The 18,082-nt window shown below is 43.4% G+C and carries 19 protein-coding genes; 8 read left to right on the top strand and 11 right to left on the bottom strand.

All coding sequences use genetic code 11. The features are described from left to right. Positions 1-55: 55 nt before the first annotated feature. The 5 genes from HC246_RS23655 to HC246_RS23635 form a co-directional block, all read right to left on the bottom strand. Positions 56-1,183 (bottom strand): molecular chaperone DnaJ, encoded by a 1,128-nt coding sequence (locus HC246_RS23655; RefSeq protein ID WP_169365865.1) that lies wholly within the window; start codon positions 1,181-1,183, stop codon positions 56-58. A 220-nt stretch (positions 1,184-1,403) separates the two neighbouring features. Beyond that, positions 1,404-2,279, bottom strand: coding sequence for a M56 family metallopeptidase (locus HC246_RS23650; RefSeq protein ID WP_211167935.1), 876 nt, complete (start codon positions 2,277-2,279; stop codon positions 1,404-1,406). A 2-nt stretch (positions 2,280-2,281) separates the two neighbouring features. Continuing rightward, a complete protein-coding gene (locus HC246_RS23645; RefSeq protein ID WP_169365864.1) occupies positions 2,282-2,710 on the bottom strand; it encodes a BlaI/MecI/CopY family transcriptional regulator in 429 nt (142 codons plus the stop codon). An 83-nt stretch (positions 2,711-2,793) separates the two neighbouring features. Further along, the gene (locus HC246_RS23640; protein ID WP_169365863.1) at positions 2,794-3,108 is read right to left on the bottom strand and encodes a P-II family nitrogen regulator; all 315 of its coding nucleotides are present in this window, start codon (positions 3,106-3,108) and stop codon (positions 2,794-2,796) included. Between the two features lie 402 nt (positions 3,109-3,510). Beyond that, positions 3,511-4,497 (bottom strand): sodium-dependent bicarbonate transport family permease, encoded by a 987-nt coding sequence (locus tag HC246_RS23635; protein ID WP_169365862.1) that lies wholly within the window; start codon positions 4,495-4,497, stop codon positions 3,511-3,513. Between the two features lie 324 nt (positions 4,498-4,821). Here HC246_RS23635 and HC246_RS23630 point away from each other — a divergent pair, with 324 nt between their 5' ends. The 3 genes from HC246_RS23630 (at position 4,822) to HC246_RS23620 (ending at position 8,424) form a co-directional block, all read left to right on the top strand. Further along, complete coding sequence (locus HC246_RS23630; RefSeq protein ID WP_169365861.1) at positions 4,822-5,508, top strand: Uma2 family endonuclease; 687 nt, start codon at positions 4,822-4,824, stop codon at positions 5,506-5,508. A 387-nt stretch (positions 5,509-5,895) separates the two neighbouring features. After that, the gene (locus HC246_RS23625; RefSeq protein ID WP_126385655.1) at positions 5,896-6,516 is read left to right on the top strand and encodes a CPP1-like family protein; all 621 of its coding nucleotides are present in this window, start codon (positions 5,896-5,898) and stop codon (positions 6,514-6,516) included. A gap of 204 nt (positions 6,517-6,720) precedes the next feature. After that, positions 6,721-8,424 carry an NAD+ synthase gene (locus HC246_RS23620; RefSeq protein ID WP_169365860.1) on the top strand — a complete coding sequence of 568 codons (1,704 nt, stop codon included), beginning with the start codon at positions 6,721-6,723 and terminating at the stop codon, positions 8,422-8,424. Positions 8,425-8,449: 25 nt separating this feature from the next. Here HC246_RS23620 and hisF read toward each other — a convergent pair whose 3' ends face one another. The 4 genes from hisF to ndhL form a co-directional block, all read right to left on the bottom strand. Beyond that, positions 8,450-9,220 carry an imidazole glycerol phosphate synthase subunit HisF gene (hisF, locus tag HC246_RS23615; RefSeq protein ID WP_169365859.1) on the bottom strand — a complete coding sequence of 257 codons (771 nt, stop codon included), beginning with the start codon at positions 9,218-9,220 and terminating at the stop codon, positions 8,450-8,452. Between the two features lie 84 nt (positions 9,221-9,304). Further along, entirely contained in the window at positions 9,305-10,981 is a 1,677-nt protein-coding gene (locus HC246_RS23610) for a hypothetical protein (RefSeq protein ID WP_169365858.1), read from the bottom strand. Then, positions 10,978-11,307, bottom strand: coding sequence for a DUF3007 family protein (locus tag HC246_RS23605; RefSeq protein WP_169365857.1), 330 nt, complete (start codon positions 11,305-11,307; stop codon positions 10,978-10,980). The genes HC246_RS23610 and HC246_RS23605 overlap by 4 nt, the downstream gene beginning before the upstream one ends. Positions 11,308-11,379: 72 nt before the next feature. After that, positions 11,380-11,610, bottom strand: a complete 231-nt coding sequence (gene ndhL / locus HC246_RS23600; protein ID WP_169365856.1) for an NAD(P)H-quinone oxidoreductase subunit L — start codon at positions 11,608-11,610, stop codon at positions 11,380-11,382. A 263-nt stretch (positions 11,611-11,873) separates the two neighbouring features. On the opposite strand from ndhL, the gene rpsJ reads away from it, so the two are divergent. The 4 genes from rpsJ (at position 11,874) to HC246_RS23580 (ending at position 15,732) form a co-directional block, all read left to right on the top strand. After that, positions 11,874-12,188 (top strand): 30S ribosomal protein S10, encoded by a 315-nt coding sequence (gene rpsJ, locus HC246_RS23595; RefSeq protein ID WP_009625825.1) that lies wholly within the window; start codon positions 11,874-11,876, stop codon positions 12,186-12,188. A 348-nt stretch (positions 12,189-12,536) separates the two neighbouring features. Next, complete coding sequence (locus tag HC246_RS23590) at positions 12,537-13,559, top strand: MBL fold metallo-hydrolase (protein WP_169365855.1); 1,023 nt, start codon at positions 12,537-12,539, stop codon at positions 13,557-13,559. Positions 13,560-13,770: 211 nt separating this feature from the next. After that, positions 13,771-14,793 (top strand): MBL fold metallo-hydrolase, encoded by a 1,023-nt coding sequence (locus HC246_RS23585; RefSeq protein ID WP_225903100.1) that lies wholly within the window; start codon positions 13,771-13,773, stop codon positions 14,791-14,793. Positions 14,794-14,850: 57 nt separating this feature from the next. Continuing rightward, positions 14,851-15,732 (top strand): M23 family metallopeptidase, encoded by an 882-nt coding sequence (locus HC246_RS23580; protein ID WP_169365854.1) that lies wholly within the window; start codon positions 14,851-14,853, stop codon positions 15,730-15,732. Between the two features lie 174 nt (positions 15,733-15,906). On the opposite strand, the gene HC246_RS23575 is transcribed toward HC246_RS23580, so the two are convergent. Both HC246_RS23575 and HC246_RS23570 read right to left on the bottom strand, forming a co-directional pair. Beyond that, positions 15,907-16,731 (bottom strand): prepilin peptidase, encoded by an 825-nt coding sequence (locus tag HC246_RS23575; RefSeq protein ID WP_169365853.1) that lies wholly within the window; start codon positions 16,729-16,731, stop codon positions 15,907-15,909. A 34-nt stretch (positions 16,732-16,765) separates the two neighbouring features. Continuing rightward, positions 16,766-17,155, bottom strand: coding sequence for a DUF4189 domain-containing protein (locus tag HC246_RS23570; protein WP_169365852.1), 390 nt, complete (start codon positions 17,153-17,155; stop codon positions 16,766-16,768). Between the two features lie 129 nt (positions 17,156-17,284). Here HC246_RS23570 and HC246_RS23565 point away from each other — a divergent pair, with 129 nt between their 5' ends. Then, positions 17,285-18,082 carry a TrmH family RNA methyltransferase gene (locus HC246_RS23565; protein ID WP_169365851.1) on the top strand — a complete coding sequence of 266 codons (798 nt, stop codon included), beginning with the start codon at positions 17,285-17,287 and terminating at the stop codon, positions 18,080-18,082.

Raw genomic sequence — 18,082 nt, 5'->3', positions numbered from 1 at the left:
GAATATTTTATCAGGTATGAATAAATGATGGGCGGTACAAAGTGCCACCCATCATTTACTTAGGATCATTGGGTGAAGCCCATCCAAGGAGGTTGGATAACCAGCCACGTTGTTGAGGTGGTGGGAGTGCTTTTTTCTGGGTAGTAGAAGGCTTAGGTTTAGGATCGCTTTTTTGATCGGGATTTGGATTAATGAGATCTTTAATATGTTTTAGCGCCAATGGTTCTTGGGGGTTGATCTGAAGCGATCGCTGCAAACTAATTTTCGCCATTTGAGGCTGATTGATGTTTTTGTAAACTACGCCGAGCATCGCCAGACATTTACTATTGTCTTTATCGATTTGCGAAATATCGCGAAGTTCCTTAAGTGCAGTTTGCCAATCGTTTTGACTAATATATGCTTCACATGCTTTCAATCGAGCAGCGATCGCACCATTATCACGTACATCACTTCTGCTCTGAATTACAGTTGCATCATCGTCATTTTGGCTACTTGGTTGATAGGTTGAATATGTAGCTCTTATGTTTGCATAGTTAGGATTTGCATAGTTGGAATTTCCGTAAGTCGGCTTAGCTGTTGGAGTTGGGTAGGTTTCAGGACTGGGATAGGCTGGAGGAAAATATGCATTTTTAGGCTGCACCATGGGCGCTAGGACAGGTGGCATGTTCGGTGCGCCGTATATGTATCCCTCTTTGTAGAGAATATAAACCAGATTGAGTTCACTGATTTGCGCTGTATATTTGAGGATCGTACTGAGGGACTCATATTGCTTTTTGGCGATCGCAGAAACAGAACGCTCGTATAGACCATCATTGGGAGCGAAGAGTAATTCACAGGCAATTGCCGAATAAATTGGAACATTGCGCGATTTTTGCATGAGTCGCTTCGCCAATAATTTAAAGATCCCTTGATAGGCTTGGCGTTCTTGCTCTTGCATTAAGGTGTCATAGGCAGGATTGACCAATTTTGCAAGATACTGAGTAGCGACTGCCTTTTCTTCTGGCGAAAAGCCGTAAACATCAGGATGCAATATGCGGACAATACTCAGATAAACATGACGAATATAAATGGGACTAGTGATAATCGGTAAGCCCAAAGCCGCGTAATAGTCATGGTTAAACTGACTAATGCCTCGATCAATGCGGATAAACTGGAGTTTTTGCTCCTTTGGCAGTTGATTCATAGTTACAGCCTATTGAAGCTTGAAGTAGTACAGAGAAATTTTTGAGAGAGTGGTGAAGCAACTCTTTCAAAAATTTCTCTGGTGTTTAATTCAGCGCAACGCGCTGTAATAGCCTTGAGCATAGCTAAATTGTCATTTTGCTCGGATAATCTATTACATACTTTAACTCTAAACCCAAAAAATAAAGACAGTGCATCGCACCGCCTCTATTTTTTTATGTTTAAGAATGTAACGGGAGTACTGCAAGCGGTAAGAGCGAAAATCCTAGCCAAAAGAGCGATCGCCAAGAAAATTTAGTCAGCGGCTCAGGCTCAGCTAATAAAAAGTTAATCCGTTCTTCTAGGCGATCGCTTGTATTTGTTGAACCAAAAGCGGCGGCAAAGGTTTCTGATGGCAGCATATTATGGCTGACCATTTCTAATAGTGATTCGGCAAGTAATAACCCATCTAAATATTGAGCTGCCCAGCGATCGGCACGTAGTTCACGTAATAGTAGCAACTCTTCCCAAAGCTCTTGGGTATTGGGCAACCAAGGCATGATTTGACGGAGACAGCCTAGCCAGAAGAACCAGAATGTATCGTGGTAATGGGCATGGGCGCGTTCATGAAGTAAAACTGCTTCGAGATGTTCGGCATCAAGGGTATCGAGCAAACCTTGGCTCACAAAAAGCTTTGATCGCCAGAAACCAATTTGCGCGGCAAACAACATTTGGATATTCAGTAACTGCATGGAATCTGAGCTATTTGCTGCTTCGCTATTGATAACTAACTTTTGCAATTTTTGTAAAGATTGCCAGCCAATCAAGGCAAGTTGTCCACTGCGGAAAATGCTATAAATCAAAAATATTAGGGCGATCGCATAGCTGACATAGCCAGCTTGCAAACCGACCATTTGACCTTCGGCTCCCATACATAGCACGGCGATCGCAGTCGTGACGACTAGCATCGGTGGCAGTACAAAGCAAAATAAGGCTCTATGCCAACGCATTTGCCAAGTTAATGATGAATTATGGCTACTCTGCCAACCGTAACGCAAACCCCACGCTAAGCCGAGAGAACCTAAAAGCATCACAGAATGCATCGAGAAAAATAGCATGGCTAACCTTCCTGTGACTGTTCTCTAGATTGGCGAATAGTTTTGAGGCGTGTCGCGATCTCTTCGAGCTTGTCCATACTGGCGCGATCAAGATCATTAGCAAAGGCTGCCACAATGTCCGCATCACCCACTTCTAAGAAACGATTGAGTTGGTGATAAGCAGTTAAGGCTTGTGCCTCCTCGCGAGAAATTAGGGTCTGCCAATAGAAAGTGCGTCCCTCTTTGTCACAAGCGATCCAACCCTTTTGCTCGAGGCGGCGCAATACGGTCATCACTGAGCCATAGGCTAACTCGCGATCGGGATCGGCAAGAATGCGATCGTGGATATCCGTCGCACTAATCCTTGTGCTATCCCAAATAATATTGAGGAGTTCCGACTCTAAGGGACCAAGCGATAACTGTTTCGGTCGATATTTCGGTAATGGAGTCATAGCTACTCAAATTACATTTGCTTCTTACTATAGCGCCTTCAACTCTTTAAACAAAAGGCTTCGCTTAGTGAAGCCTTTTGTTTTTAAAGGGAGGCAACACATTGAATCGATTTAATTTCCATAGCATCGGAAATATAACAAGCACCACCAAATTTATTGATGATTGGTCTTAGTTGTTCGACCAGAGGCTTAGTCTTATCAGCCAAAAAGAAGGCAATCACATAGTCGTTTTCCAACATGCTCATATCTAAATCGCCCGAATTAGTGCCACTGACCCCTTTACCGATCACATTGCGGATAACTGTATAGTTCAAAACCCCAACGGTTTCTAAAACCTTGATAATTTTATGGGATTCGACAGAATCAGATACAATTTCGATCCGTTTCACCGCGTGCATAGTTTTATCTCGACTAAAAATAATAAATTCTAGAATGGCTAACGCTTGGCGCTATCGATTCTAAATATGGAGATCCACCTAAATTATGGGTGCTTTTATTCGTAAGGTGGATAATTTTGCATTTTATTTAACGTAAGTTCGGACTAGTTAACATTTGGTTAAAAAAACAGCCTTGCATGGCAAGACTGTTTACATTGCTTTGTACTAATAGAAACCCTAGTGATTTCTTCAAAGACTTGCTTTACAAGCTTTTCAAAAAATCACCTTACTGGCAAATATAGCGTTTCCTAGTTTTAGGGAAGTAAGGGTTTGTGTCCTCGCCTTTAGAGAGGACACAACTCTCTGTACCTCGCTTGCTTGAAAAACGCTATATCAATAGGTATTTAGAAGATTATTTTGAGTCTAGACCCAAAATAAATTGATTACATATAAATATAAAGGAATTCCGACAATAATGTTGAAGGGGAATGTGACGGCTAGGGCAGTCGAGACATAGAGGCTAGGATTTGCTTCTGGCACGGTCAGACGCATCGCAGCAGGTACAGCGATATAAGATGCACTAGCACATAGCACTGCAAATAGAAGGGCATCTCCCTGCGACATCGAAATTAATCTAGCGATCGCAATCCCCACACCCGAATTTAAGATTGGCATCAAAATCGCAAAGGCAATTAAAAATACGCCTGTTTTTTGTAAATCTTTAATACGTTTTGCGGCGACTAATCCCATATCCATCAAGAAGAAAGTCAACACGCCATAAAACATATCTTGGGTAAAGGGTGACAGGACATGCCAACCTCTCTCCCCCGTGAGGCAGCCAATAATTAAACTACCAACTAGCAAAAATACGGAGCTATTCAGAAAAGCTTCACGGAGGACTTCCCCCCATGCAAATTCTCGTTCTTCCCCTTTTTCGGCTTTCTCTGCGGCGGTGAATAGACTGACGAGGATCAATCCGACAATAATTGCGGGGGACTCCATCAGTGCCAAAGCGGCGACCATATAGCCATCAAAGGGAATATTTAACTGTCCCAAAAATGAGCTAGCGGTGATGAAGGTAACAGCACTAATCGAGCCATAGGTTGCGGCGATCGCGGCAGCGTTATATGCATCAAGCTTGATCCTGAGAATGAAAAATGAATAGACGGGGACAAGGCAAGCCATGAGGATTGCTGCAACCATTGTCAGTACTACTTCTTGGCTAATCCCACTTTTGACAAGCTCGACACCACCCTTAAAGCCGATCGCTAGAAGTAAATATAGTGAGAATAATTTCGGAATTGGCGGCGGAATTTCTAAATCCGACTTAATCAATACTGCCATCATGCCTAAGAAAAAGAACAAGATCGGCGGATTGAGAACATTAGAAACAATTAGGTCTAAATCCATGTGGACAGATCCATATAAAAATAAAAGATTTTTTTAGAAACAAATTGTGCAGAAGTAATTTTTTAAATAATTAATACCTGATGTCAGTCTACAGAATTGTATGGCGATCTCAATCGCAAATGCGTTATTAGGGTCACATGCTTACAGATTTCATCAACTCAAAGAAATGAAAACTCTTGCAAGGTGGCTCTTTTCACTGCTTTGGTTTGATAGCATATGACTAGCTAGGCGCAAATATAAAACCCAAAAAGCTGTGGCGCACGCGCAGCGTGCGCCACAGCTTTTTGGGTTTTATCAAAGTTTTGTCTTTGGGAGATTATCAAGATGACAGCGATCGCTACTCCTCGTCTCAAAAATCAAGAGCCAATATCCCAGCCACTCATTACCGATCAATGGATTAGCGCAACATGGGAAGAGTTTGTGCAGATTCTCGAAAATCCTCTATATGCAGACTCGCGATGTTATTACGACAAAAATCAATTTAGGCAAATGAGGATTGAAACAGAGTTAGTTAACTCTGCACACGCACTCGATCATGGCATGACTCTTTTTGCAATTAGCTTGTACTGCACATTGGCAGCTATTCCTGCAAGAGGTTTGATCAATTGCAGCTATACAAAAACAGGAGTTCAAGGGTGTCAGCCCGATATCTCTTACTACATCGGTGAATCTGCAAGTTTAGCTCCACGCAGCAACTCTGTAGTAAATCTTGATGAATTTGCCGTTCCTAATTTGGTGATTGAAATATCTAGTTCTACACTAGGCGACGACTTAGGCAAGAAACGATTACTTTATGAGCAATTGGGGGCTAGTGAATATTGGGTTGTTGATGTCCAAGAAGTAAAAATCATTGCCTTTGAAATGATCGATGGAGGCAGTCGTCAGATTACAGAGTCGAAGTTGTTAGGTGGTTTAGCGATCGCTGATCTCGAATTTGCCCTAAGACTCAGCCGCGAAAAATCTCAATCTGAAGTTGGAGCATGGCTTTTACAAAAATATAGCGATCGCTAGTTTATGTATCTACTGCGCGAAGCGCAGTAGATACATGATTGGGGCATAACTTTTATAGAAATATAGCGATCTCTATTTCTACTATAGTTACTGCGCGAAGTGTAGTAACTACAGATTTTGAACATGCCTTTTATAGAAATATAGCGATTGCTAGTTAGCGATTTTCAAGCAGATAGGACAAATTTCTCGCCGAAGAGGGGAAATTTGCATCATTAGACTAGCGATCGCTATATATCTAAAAATTCACATAAGGATTTTAAATCAAGCGTTATACTATGGTTAGATATAGGCTGCATACTATTTTCTGATTAGTTGCTAGGCTGTCTTTTGCGTGAATTCCATAGTGAATTCTACAAACACTTAAAGTTAGAAATTACAGTTGGAAAAATGAGCGAACCAACTCCCTACGAAAAACTAGGAGTCCATGACGAAGCCTCCTTTGAAGAAGTGCGTGATGCACGTGATCGCCTATTGCGCGAATATGAGGGGGATGAGTCTCAACAAGAAGTGATCGAGGTTGCCTACGATGCCATCCTTATGGATCGTTTACGCGCCCGTAAAGAAGGCAAGATAGCTGTTCCTGATCGGATTCGCTATCCTGAACGCCTATCGACAGCGATTCCTGCGGCTTTACAAAATAATCCCCAACGTCGCGCTCCCTCTTGGTTATCAAGATTACTAGACAGTCCTAGTCAAAAAGACATTTATATTTCTCTGGGGATTTTTACTGGACTTGGGGCAATCAGCTTTTTTGTACCAACCGCCACCACCACTTGGCTATCATTTGGCTTGATTGTTAGTGTCTATTTACTCACCCGCAAAGAAAATCGTTTTGGACGCGCTCTGTTGATTTCCTTGTCGGGGATCACTGTGGGGGTAGTGCTTGCGGCTTTGACTAACCAAGTTTTGGTATTGTCCCGTTTGGTAAGCGATGGATTTTTCCCTAGTCCAATCCAAATGGCAATTATTTTGTTAGTCATGTGGCTCCATGCTTGTTTCTTGCGTTAATTTAGCTGTTAGCGATTAGCTGTTAGCTGTTAGCTTTTGGCTATGGAGAGTAGCTGTTGCTATGAATGACTAAAAAGGTAAAAAGGTATTGTGAGGATATTGCAAGACAAGCATCTCACAATACCTTTTTTAAGATATAGCAATCCAAAAGCTAAAAGCTAATCGCTAACAGCCAAAAGCTACTTTCCAACGAGATATACCGATATGACCTTAAAGTTTGGGATCGCACAGCTTAATCCGATCATTGGTGATTTGGTAGGTAACTGCGATCGCCTGTTGTCTGCTGTCCAAAAATTAGCGGCGCAAGGTGTGCAGTTAGTCCTGACACCTGAACTTTCAGTCTGTGGCTATCCGCCTCGCGATTTATTGATGAGTCGTCAGTTTGTGCGCGATATGGACTTAGCGATCGCCGATTTAGCCCAGAAACTTCCCCATAATGTGGCAGTACTAGTGGGGACAGTTTCCATAAATCCGCAGGCAAGTCAGATGGGGGGCAAGCCTCTGTTTAATAGTGCCGCTTTGTTACAAGATGGCAAAGTGCAGCAAATTTTCCATAAGCGATTGTTGCCGACCTATGACGTATTTGATGAAGATCGTTATTTTGAGGTGGGTGAGGGGAGTCAAGTTTTTACATTAAAGCTGTCAGACCAAGCTTCATTGCGAGTGGGCGTGACCATTTGCGAGGATATTTGGAATGATGAAAAGTTTTGGGGAAAACGGAACTATGCGGATGATCCCGTTGCAGAACTAGCGCAAAAAGAAGTAGATTTGCTGGTTAATTTATCCGCTTCTCCCTATGCGGTCGGTAAGCAGAAATTACGTGAAGCCATGCTCAGCCATAGTGCGATCGTGCATAACTTGCCCTTGCTCTATGCCAATCAAGTCGGCGCAAATGACGATCTGATTTTTGATGGGCGCAGTATGGCGTTTAATCGCGATGGCGAAATTGTGGCGCGGGGCAAAGGTTTTGATGAAGATTTGCTTGTAATTGATTTTGAGCAAGTTGGTCAGAGTCCAAATTTATCAAGCTATGAAAGTGACGATGCGGAAATTTTTGCGGCTTTGGTTCTTGGTGTGCGGGACTATGTGCAGAAATGTCGCTTTCGGAAGGTCGTCATTGGTTTAAGTGGCGGTATTGACTCAGCGCTAGTTGCGGCGATCGCAACAGAAGCGATCGGCAAAGAGAATGTCTTGGGTGTGCTGATGCCTTCTCTTTATAGTTCCGAGCATTCGATTAGCGATGCGATCGCCCTTGCCCAAAATTTAGGAATTACGACAGAAACGATTCCCATTCAGCCTATGATGTCGGCTTTTGATCATAGTTTGGCGCATCTATTTGCAGGACGTGCTAGTGATGTCACTGAAGAGAATTTACAATCGCGGATTCGGGGGAGCTTGCTCATGGCGATCTCCAATAAATTCGGGCATTTGCTAATTTCTACGGGGAATAAATCTGAGGTGTCCGTGGGCTACTGCACTCTCTATGGGGATATGAATGGTGGTCTGGCGGCGATCGCTGATGTCCCGAAAACGCGAGTATTTTCGATTTGCGAATGGCTCAATCGTTCTGATTCACCGCTAGCGATTAAGCATGGTGTTGCCGAAGTAATTCCTGTCAATATCATCACAAAGCCCCCTAGTGCAGAGCTAAAGCCCGATCAAGTCGATCAAGATTCCCTACCGCCCTACGATATTCTCGATGATATTTTGCATAAATTAATTAACCAGCATTTATCGGCAGCCGAAATCATTGCCTCAGGACATGAGCAAGCAACAGTCGATCGCGTAGTGCGTCTGGTCAAAATTGCCGAATTCAAACGCCGCCAAGCTGCCCCCGGTTTAAAAATTACCGATCGCGCCTTTGGCTCTGGTTGGAGAATGCCGATCGCCAGTAAAGTTACCCCCTAAAAAATTCTGCGTAGCAGAATTTTTTCTAAAGCGATCGCACTGGCACTTGATAAGCGCTGAGATATTCTTTAATTTCAGTGATCGTTAATTCGCCATAGTGCAGTAATGAGGCTAGCAATGCTGCTTCGGCTCTACCTTCTGTTACTGCTTGCAGAATATGCTCACAATTACCTGCCCCACCTGAAGCAATTACAGGCACTTCTACTAAATCCGCAACTTGACGAGTAAGTTCGAGATCGTAACCAGCTTTGGTTCCATCAGCATCCATACTGGTCAGCAAGATTTCCCCTGCCCCTCGTTTAACGACTTCCTGTGCCCACCAGAGCGCATCAATACCTGTATTTTCGCGCCCACCCCGTACATATACATCCCAACCTAAATTCTGGGGATCGTTTCTGCGTCGGGCATCGATCGCTACAACAATGCACTGATTACCAAAGCGATCGCTACTGCGATTAATGAGGTCAGGATCATGAACGGCGGCGGAATTCATGCTGACCTTATCGGCTCCTGCCCGTAACAGTTCGCGAATATTGTCGAGATTGCGGACACCACCACCAACAGTGAGGGGGATAAAAACTTGTTCGGCAGTGCGATAGACCACATCTAAAATCGTGCCGCGATCTTCATGGGTAGCCGTGATGTCAAGAAATACCAGTTCATCCGCTCCTGCTTGGTTATAAGCCTGTGCTAGTTCTACGGGATCGCCAGCATCCTTGAGATCGACAAAGTTCACCCCTTTGACGACTCGACCTGCTTTTACATCAAGACAAGGCAAAATCCGTTTCGCCAGCATAAGCCCTTCAACTATTCCACAATCACGGTAAGAGTGAATATTCTACCTTAAAAGGCAATGGCGGCGCGAAGCGCCGCCATTGCCTTATTTTAGAATTACGATCTCATCGCGATCGCTTGCTTGCTGAAACTCTTCACCAAAATCACAATTTGCCAACTCACCTAATTGAATATTCTGCTCAAAATTGGGAATGGCGGGATTGATTTCGAGCGATCGCAGACATAGGGATAGACGGGTAATTTCGATAGATTCCTCGACCACATCACAGCCAAAGAGATTATGCTGCAAAATATGCGTGATTATCTCCGTTGGCGTTTTGTGAACTAGCGCTTCAGGATGGGGAGAGAATTTGGTTAAGAGATGATGGATACGCTCATGTTCAGAAATTAAAAACTCCAGTGCCGTAGTCAGAAATACGCCTGCACCACATTTGGGATGCACAATTTTGATATTGAGTAAGCGCTCTTGATATGCCTTGCAATATGCCAAGGTGTCTTGAGCAAACTGGCGATCGCGATCGTCATCTTTATTTCCTAGAGACAAATGCTGCTGTAAAGTGCGAATAACGGACTCACTGTGGAGAATCGCTTTGCAAGGTAACTTGGGAGTACGTCTTTTGCTGAGATTACCCAGATCTTTGCGATATTGCGACAATTCTTTAATGGAATCATCAAAAAGTGCGGTCAAAATATGGCGCGTAATATCTTCCCCAAAGTCAAACCGCGCAATCTCTTTAATCTGCCGACATAGCTCATCCCCCACAAACAGCGCACCATCTAAAATGCGATCGCTTTCAAATAAACCCGATGGATAAGCATTAATCGGACTGTGGTAATTGGGATTCCCCTTTTGTACCCAACGAAAAATCGCCTTGTAATTTTCCCAAATATGTTGCTCTATATAGGGATTGATAAACTCGTAAGCATCTTTTATCAGATGTTCAGGTAGTAACCCGCGATCTTCACAACAAGCGACAAATAAGATGCGATTCAACAATTTCTGGGCTTGATAAATCGCGATCGCAATGACATCTTCAGGATTAATTTGCAGATGTGAGTCCAAATTGCCTGTATTGGGAGCTTGAGCTAGCAAAAGCAACCGATAGCGAAAATCTTTGATTAACTGACTACGAATTTTGTAATAGTGACTGTGAAAATTTTTAAGAACTTCAGCTTCCAGTTGGTGCGATTCTTCTAATAGCTGAGTGGTACGCGATCGCTCCTCACTGTTAGCAATGCCCCGCAAAAGTGTCCGCCGCGATAGTAAAAAATAAAAAGCCTTAAGTTGTTCTAAATCCGCCAGCGATTCCCACGCAAATCTTTGGCAAAACAGTCCTGAAACATCGCGATGGTAAAGGCAAATCTCACGATAGTCCAGTACGATCATCCATTCAGTCGTCTCATGCTGCGGCTCAGGCTTGACGATCGCCCCTTCTTCGGCAGCATTGACAATAATTTCGGCAATGACATTAACTGAAGTTTCTGTAAAAAAACCTACGGCAGGTTTGGGATGTAGCTCTAGTTCCCAAGCCCCACCCGCCGTCTCAAAGGGGGATTTATACCCCAAAATATCAACAAAAATATCGTGTAAAAACTGCGCTTCTGCAATTAGATTCGACGGTTCGCCATCATTAGCAAAGCATAACCATCGTTGAATAATTTGAAAGCGATCGCCCAAGTCTCTCGGAAAGCCAAAGGAACTAACCCGCCTCGCAAGCGGCTTAGGATGAAACAGAGAATAATAGGGCGATCGCTGATTCATTCATCTTTGACGGCATTTTGAGTTAGTTTCTTTTCTGCCTCTACCTCAGCAAGCAACTTTTCGCGATCTTCGGGAGACATTTCCTCAAGTTGCTTTGCCAAAACTGCCTTTTTGTAATCATCAAGTTGCTGATTGTAGGTCATGGTTTGTGTGACGGCTCGAAAGACATAGGTAGAAATCCAAGCTAGCAACACACCGACAAGGACAACCTGACTCCAAACGCCTGCATTGGTTGCATCGAAGCCGTAGGCGCGAAACGCCCAAAAGGCAACTCCACCAAATCCAAAAAAAGCAACCATAATTGCTATGGCATCAATGCGGCGCATAATCTTCAATCTCTCAAATATTGATTTAAATCAGCGCTAAGCGCTGATTTAAAGGCATTTTTAACTAGTGCTTTAAATAGTGCGTGCTTCAGGGCGGAAGTTAAAGAAGGGTGAGAGTACTAATAAACCGGGGAAGAAGAAAAAGGCTAAGAAACAAATGAATACTCTTTCAAGAGAGCCTGTTTTATACCAACGTGCCTTGAAATAAAACAAAATGATCAGAGGTAGAACAAGTAAATATGTACCTGCGATCGCGGCATACACAATTGCGGCAAGCATTGGGGCAGAGAGAAGAAACGACATATTTCTATACAGGATTGTGTAGGTGTATCTGTTAATAGATTGTAACAGTATAGTAATCGCGCAACTCAAAAAATCAAGATGACCAAAGTTCCATCTCGATTTTCTGTGTTAGGGATGGGCGGCCGCCCATCCCTAACACAGAAAATCGGACTACCAGATTTTTAGGTTGCATAGAATCTAGCAAAATTTGTGTTTGATTTTAGTTTGTTAGGGTGCTAACATAAGAAACGCTGAAAATTTTACCCGAATACATCCCTAAGACTGTGGCACCTCAACAACAAAAGATTCGGATTCGTCTCAAAGCTTTCGATCATCGCCTGCTAGATTCTTCCTGCGAAAAAATCGTCGAAACTGCTAATCGTACAAACGCGGCTGCCGTTGGCCCTATTCCTCTGCCAACACGCCGTCGTATCTACTGCGTTCTCAGATCGCCCCACGTAGATAAGGACTCTCGCGAACATTTTGAAACTCGTACCCATAGTCGGATTATCGACATTTATCAACCCTCGGCAAAAACCATCGATGCTCTCATGAAGCTCGATCTTGCTGCTGGTGTCGATATCGAAGTAAAACTCTAAAGTTCAACCTTCAAGAAAAGCCCAGAATTATGGAAGTATTCAAGTATTGCTTTCATAACTCTGGGTTTTTCTCATCAAAGTAATAAAATAAGGGAGGTGTAGCACCTCCCTTATTTTATTGCTTACCAAGTAATACCAAAACTAAAAATGGTGTAGCCATTTTTAGTTTTGGTATTACTACTTTAAGATTTGGGATTAAAGTAAATCCCTGTCATTTGCAGAACTTATATTTCGTCACAAATATGGTTTTATTTGTAATGGAAAAAGAGCCGTTTTCCTATACTGAAGCAGGAAGTTTCTGGTTTTCTGGTTATTAGTAAATATTAGTGAAATATATACGGAATAAAAATGCTGAAAAAGCTAAAGCTTAATCACCTTCTTGCCTTTGCTCTTGCGGCGATCGCAGCCATCATGTCAATGACAATTGGGCAAAGTTGGGAGCCTGTGGTAGCTCAAAATCAGTCACAAAATCAAGTTCAAAAGCAAGCCCAAAAACCTGCGGAAGCACCGCTTCAAACTATTAGTTTGCAAAATGCTGGTTTACAGTTGCAAGAGGTTGCTCAAGGTGTATATGCACTGATTGCTAGTACTGATTTTCCACCTGCGAGTCCTGCGGTAGCGATCGCTAATGGTGGGATTGTCATCGGTAGCGAGAGTGTGTTAGTGATTGACCCATTTCAAACCTCAGATTTAGCTGAACTATTGATTGCGACAGTAAAATCCCTGACAGATAAGCCAATCAAGTATGTTTTGAATACCCACTATCACTTTGACCATACAGGCGGTAACGTTGCCTTTGTAAAGCAAAATATTCCTGTGATTGGACGTGGTGTAATTCGTGAATATATCCAGAGCGGAAAAAATAATACTAATGGCATTACCCCACCAACGGTGATTGTCAATAGCCAGACTGATATTTGGCTAGGCGATCGCCAAGTCCGCATTGAACGTGTCGATGGACATTCGGCGGGTACGGATCTGGTTGCCTATGTTCCCGATGCCAAGGTTTTATTCACAGGCGATATGGTTTTCAATAAGCGGATTCCCTACACTGGTGATAGTGATATTCGTCAATGGCAAGGCAGCTTGTATCGCTTGATCGCCACTTTCCCTGAAGCGAAGGTTGTCCCCGGACATGGTGATGTCACTGATGTCACTGGCTTACAAGCTCAGCAAGCTTATTTCAGTTGGTTAGAGCGCACAGCCTTGGAATGGAAAGCTCAGATTTTAACTAAGGAGCAAGTATTAGAGAAATTCGCGAAAGTACCTGATGCTTACAAAGACTACAAATTTAAAGGGATCTATACTCTAAATTTAGAGTCCGCCTATGAGCAATTTACTCGTAGCAGAACTATTCCCTTGATTCCTTAAACTATTAAAGAGCGTCCCTAAAAGACGCTCTTTATTGTTTTGCTAATAGAGCTTCATGATCTAGTTCTAAGGAAGCATTATGCTAAAAAATTTCAAAAAACCAAGCTATATAGATCTAGTACTAAGTAACTGGACGCAATTAAATATAAAACCCCCAAAACTGTGGCGATCGCGCAGCGTGCGCCACAGTTTTGGGTTCTGGGTTTTAACTATGCCCAGCTACTTAACAGCGATCGCTACCATCATGATGTTGATGAGCGATAGTTTGCTTCCTGCGACATCTCAAGCGCAGGCGCAAAAACAAGCACCTAAAGCAGCACCTACGCAAACACCGAAACCAACATCGAAAGATAAACCATTGCCAGTGGTTAAAAAAATTGGTTTACAAGATGCTGGCTTAAAATTACAAAAGGTGGGGCAAGGAGTTTATGCCCTAGTTGCTAATGCTGATATTCCACCAGTAATACAGACGGTGGCAATTTGTAATGGGGGGATTGTCATTGGTAGTGATAGCGTTTTGGTGATCGATCCCTTTCATTCACCACAATTAGCAGAACTGATGATCGCAACGGTGAAATCACTCACAGATAAACCCATTAAATATGTTTTAAATACGCATTATCATTTTGCGCGCACTGGGGGCAACACCACTTTTATCAAGTTGGGTATTCCTGTGATTGGACGTGGGGCAATTCGTGAATATATTTACATGGGCAAAGATGGGACAAAGGGCTTTACACCTCCTAATTTAGTCCTCAATAGTCAAGTCACCCTCGATCTTTGGTTAGGCGATCGCCAAGTCAAAATTGAGCCTGTAGATGGTCATGCGGCTGGCACTGATTTGGTCGTTTATGTACCTGATGCTAAGGTTTTATTTACTGGGGATATGGTTTTTCATAAACGAATTCCCTACACTGGTGATAGTGATATTCGTAAGTGGCAAGGTAGCTTAGCTCGCTTAATTACGAATTTCCCCAATGCTAAAGTTGTGCCCGGAGAAGGAGAAGTTACGGATGTGACTGGTGTAAAAGATCAGCAAACTTACTTTAGCTGGTTAGAAAATTTAGCATTTCAATGGAAAGCGCAAAACTTGACTAAGGAACAAGTCCTAGAGAAATTTGCCAAAGTGCCCGATGCTTACAAAGACTACAAATTTCAAAGCTTATATAGCCTAACCTTAGTCTCAGCCTATGAACAATTTACGCGGAGCCAAAATATTCCCTTGATTCCCTAAATCTGAAGCAAATCAGGTGTCACGATCCTTACTTACATTCCTTTATTCCCTGTTGTTATGGTTATTCGTCCTTTTAAATTGACTTTACTCATTGGTTTGAGCTTACTTTCGGCGATCGCGGCGGTGATATTTGGTGTAGCCAAGGCAGATGCTTTGCAAGTAATGCTGAAGCCAAATCCACCTGTACTTGGGGATACGGTATCGGTATGGATTGCCACTGATCAAAAAACAGGCGTGCCACCAACAGTATCGGTTGATCGCAAGCAGTTTCCTGCTTTTCAAATGTCAGCCAATCGCTGGCGGGCGTTTATTCCCACAACCCCTCTTGATCAAGCGGGACTAAAGCAGGTGGTGGTCACAGGCGATGGCTTGCAGCAAACTTTAGCGATGCAATTAGGCGATCGCGACTTTCCGACACAGAGTATTTGGCTGAGTGGTTCTGGTAGTGATTTAGAGCCAACGGATTATGAATGGGACAAGGTCTCCGCATTTAAGAAATTAGTGACACCCCAAAAGTTCTGGAATGGGGCATTTTTGAAACCCAATGAAGGCGAAATTACCACAGGCTTTGGGGTGCGCCGCTACTACAATGGCGAATTTGCTAATGACTATTACCATCGCGGCATTGACTATGCGGGTGGCTATGGCTCACCTGTGATTGCGCCTGCGGCTGGATATGTGCGCTTAGTAGGAACAGTGTCACAGGGATTTCGCTTGCATGGCAATACGGTTGGAGTCGATCACGGGCAAGGCGTAGAGAGTATATTTCTCCACCTCAGCGAAATTTATGTAAAAGAGGGAGATTTTGTGAAGGCGGGGCAAGCGATTGGTGCAGTCGGGGCAACGGGGGCGGCAACTGGTCCCCATCTGCATTGGGGACTTTATGTGAATGGTGAGTCGATTAATCCTGTAGCCTGGCGATACGAAGGTGTGGAATAAACAAACGCACTTTGTGCGTTTGTTTAAGCAACTTGAGTTCGGGATCATTTAAAACGGGATTTGAGAGATGGTTTGCGTAGCAAACCATCTCTCAAATCCCAAAAGTAAAAGCCTTGCTTAGCAAGGCTTTTACTTTTGGGATTTTAAAATTTGCTAGATTAATCGACACGGTCGTTAAGCAAGTCCAAACCAGCCGAGATAGGTAGTCAGAATCGATTTGCCAAAAAACAGGGAAATTGCGCCGCCGATCGCTAAAAAAGGACCAAAGGGAATAGGCTGTTGTTTGCCGACTTTGCTAAATAGTAAAGCGATCGCTCCCACACAAGTACCGATCGCTGAGGCGAGTAAAATTGTGAGCAAAACCTGTTGCCATCCCAACCACATACCAATCATGGCAGCAAGTTTTGGGTCGCCGCCGCCCATCGCTTCCTTTTGTAAGAAAATTCTGCCAGCGATTCGCATTATGTCGAGTAGCCAAATGCCAAGCACAGCACCACCAATTCCTAATAGTAAATGTGCTGCAAAACTAGTGCGATCGCTATTGGCAAACGCTAAACTGCCCTGATAGACCAAACCTAGTACCAGTCCTGACTGAGTTAAGGAATTTGGTAAAGTCATCGTATCGAAATCGATCATTGACAATGCCAATAACCAACTGAGAAACAAGGCATAAAATCCTAAAACCAAAGGTGGTTGTGAAGTTCCAAAATATGCTGCCACACACCAGAACAAGAACGCTGTGAAGGCCTCGATCGCAGGATAGCGCCAAGATACTGGTGTATGGCAATAACGACATTTACCTCTGATTAAAAACCAACCAATAATCGGAATATTATCACGTGGCGCAAGTTGGCGCAGACAATGGGGACAACGTGAGGGTGGATGCAGAATTGACAGTCCCGCAGGCACACGATAAATCACCACGTTCAAGAAGCTGCCAATGCAAGCTCCGATCGCGATCGCTAAAAGTTGTAAAAAAAGAGATTCGATGAATAGCAAAAAGGTTAGCGAAGTCTAGTAATTTGATTTCTTACTAGTATGGCAAACAAATTGTGCGAGTTATGTAGCAATTTGTGCCGCCGTAATCGTAGCAAACCTGACGAGCGATTCTTTCCGCTTGATCCTCATCGACTGACCAACCACTTCCTGCTGCACCATTCCTACTTTCAGATAGTGACATACAGGCATTTTTAGCCCATATCAACACTTCACAGTCTCCTGCACCAGAAACACTTTCACATTCACTGATAGCTCTGTGTTCCGCAGCATTAAGCGAACGATAATTCCAAGAGTAACCTTTATCGTGAGTTGAGGGAGAGCGTGCAATTGCGCCATAGCTTTGAGCTATGGCTTCTAGTCCCCCTATAGCCATTGTGGGAACAATGGCTGCGATTAATAAAGCATTCCAGAAGTTTTTAGACATAATCCTTGTCCTCCTGAGGGCTTCTGTGAGACCCTATATATCTATGTTAATGCGCCCATAAGGGTCAGACTGAATAGGTTGCGAAGTCTTAACTTAAATAATGCTTAAGCATCTCGAAGGAGTTACAAATTGCTTACAAGTACTAGAAATCCATTAGTTAAACAATTACGATCGCTTGGAGAGAGTGCGAAAAATCGCAAAGAACAGGGACTGTTTTTGGTGGAAGGAACTCATGCATTGACTGAGGCGATCGCTACAGCTTATCCCCTCTCGATAGTCTGCTGTACTGAGAAATGGATGACAACTAATCCTGACTTATATCAGCAAATTGAAGCATCTGTAGATGAAATCGAACGTATAGAAATTGTTTCAGAAGAAGTACTACAAGCGATCGCTACTACCAAAAATCCCGATGGGGCGATCGCGGCAGCCTTCTTACCATCTCGTGAAGTTGCTCCGATTAATAGCTTAGGCTTAGCATTAGAAACTATTCAAGATCCTGGTAATATCGGGGCAATGATTCGATCTGCTGTGGCTGTGGGAATTGATGGCATGTTAGTAAGTAGCGATAGTGTAGATTTGACGAATCCTAAAATTATTCGGGCTACCGCAGGACAATGGTTTCGCTGTCCCATGCAAACTGCCACCCATATTGCCGATGATATTCGCAACTTGCAAGCTAAAGGTGTTAAAGCGATCGCGACTCTGGCAAATGCGAAGCAAACCTATTGGGATTATGATTTTACGCAGCCAACTCTGATTTTGTTGGGAAATGAAGGCAATGGCTTATCTCAGGAATTAATTGAACTTGCCGATGAAGCGGTGGCTATTCCCCAAAGCGATCGGGTTGAGTCATTGAATGTGGCTATTTGTGCATCATTACTACTTTACGAGGCAAAACGTCAGAGAGAAATGGGCAGAAAGTAG

Origin of the sequence: Pseudanabaena yagii GIHE-NHR1, assembly GCF_012863495.1 — a bacterium.
GTDB lineage: Bacteria > Cyanobacteriota > Cyanobacteriia > Pseudanabaenales > Pseudanabaenaceae > Pseudanabaena > Pseudanabaena yagii.
The sequence above is the reverse complement of the archived record's forward strand: the minus strand, read 5'-3'. Positions and strand labels throughout refer to the sequence as shown.

Bases quoted from the DNA above. Each gene is read 5' to 3' on its own strand.
- HC246_RS23655 (WP_169365865.1), bottom strand. From the start codon at position 1,183: ATGAATCAACTGCCAAAGGAGCAAAAACTCCAGTTTATCCGCATTGAT.
- HC246_RS23650 (WP_211167935.1), bottom strand. From the start codon at position 2,279: ATGCTATTTTTCTCGATGCATTCTGTGATGCTTTTAGGTTCTCTCGGC.
- HC246_RS23645 (WP_169365864.1), bottom strand. From the start codon at position 2,710: ATGACTCCATTACCGAAATATCGACCGAAACAGTTATCGCTTGGTCCC.
- HC246_RS23640 (WP_169365863.1), bottom strand. From the start codon at position 3,108: ATGCACGCGGTGAAACGGATCGAAATTGTATCTGATTCTGTCGAATCC.
- HC246_RS23635 (WP_169365862.1), bottom strand. From the start codon at position 4,497: ATGGATTTAGACCTAATTGTTTCTAATGTTCTCAATCCGCCGATCTTG.
- HC246_RS23630 (WP_169365861.1), top strand. From the start codon at position 4,822: ATGACAGCGATCGCTACTCCTCGTCTCAAAAATCAAGAGCCAATATCC.
- HC246_RS23625 (WP_126385655.1), top strand. From the start codon at position 5,896: ATGAGCGAACCAACTCCCTACGAAAAACTAGGAGTCCATGACGAAGCC.
- HC246_RS23620 (WP_169365860.1), top strand. From the start codon at position 6,721: ATGACCTTAAAGTTTGGGATCGCACAGCTTAATCCGATCATTGGTGAT.
- hisF (WP_169365859.1), bottom strand. From the start codon at position 9,220: ATGCTGGCGAAACGGATTTTGCCTTGTCTTGATGTAAAAGCAGGTCGA.
- HC246_RS23610 (WP_169365858.1), bottom strand. From the start codon at position 10,981: ATGAATCAGCGATCGCCCTATTATTCTCTGTTTCATCCTAAGCCGCTT.
- HC246_RS23605 (WP_169365857.1), bottom strand. From the start codon at position 11,307: ATGCGCCGCATTGATGCCATAGCAATTATGGTTGCTTTTTTTGGATTT.
- ndhL (WP_169365856.1), bottom strand. From the start codon at position 11,610: ATGTCGTTTCTTCTCTCTGCCCCAATGCTTGCCGCAATTGTGTATGCC.
- HC246_RS23590 (WP_169365855.1), top strand. From the start codon at position 12,537: ATGCTGAAAAAGCTAAAGCTTAATCACCTTCTTGCCTTTGCTCTTGCG.
- HC246_RS23585 (WP_225903100.1), top strand. From the start codon at position 13,771: ATGCCCAGCTACTTAACAGCGATCGCTACCATCATGATGTTGATGAGC.
- HC246_RS23580 (WP_169365854.1), top strand. From the start codon at position 14,851: ATGGTTATTCGTCCTTTTAAATTGACTTTACTCATTGGTTTGAGCTTA.
- HC246_RS23570 (WP_169365852.1), bottom strand. From the start codon at position 17,155: ATGTCTAAAAACTTCTGGAATGCTTTATTAATCGCAGCCATTGTTCCC.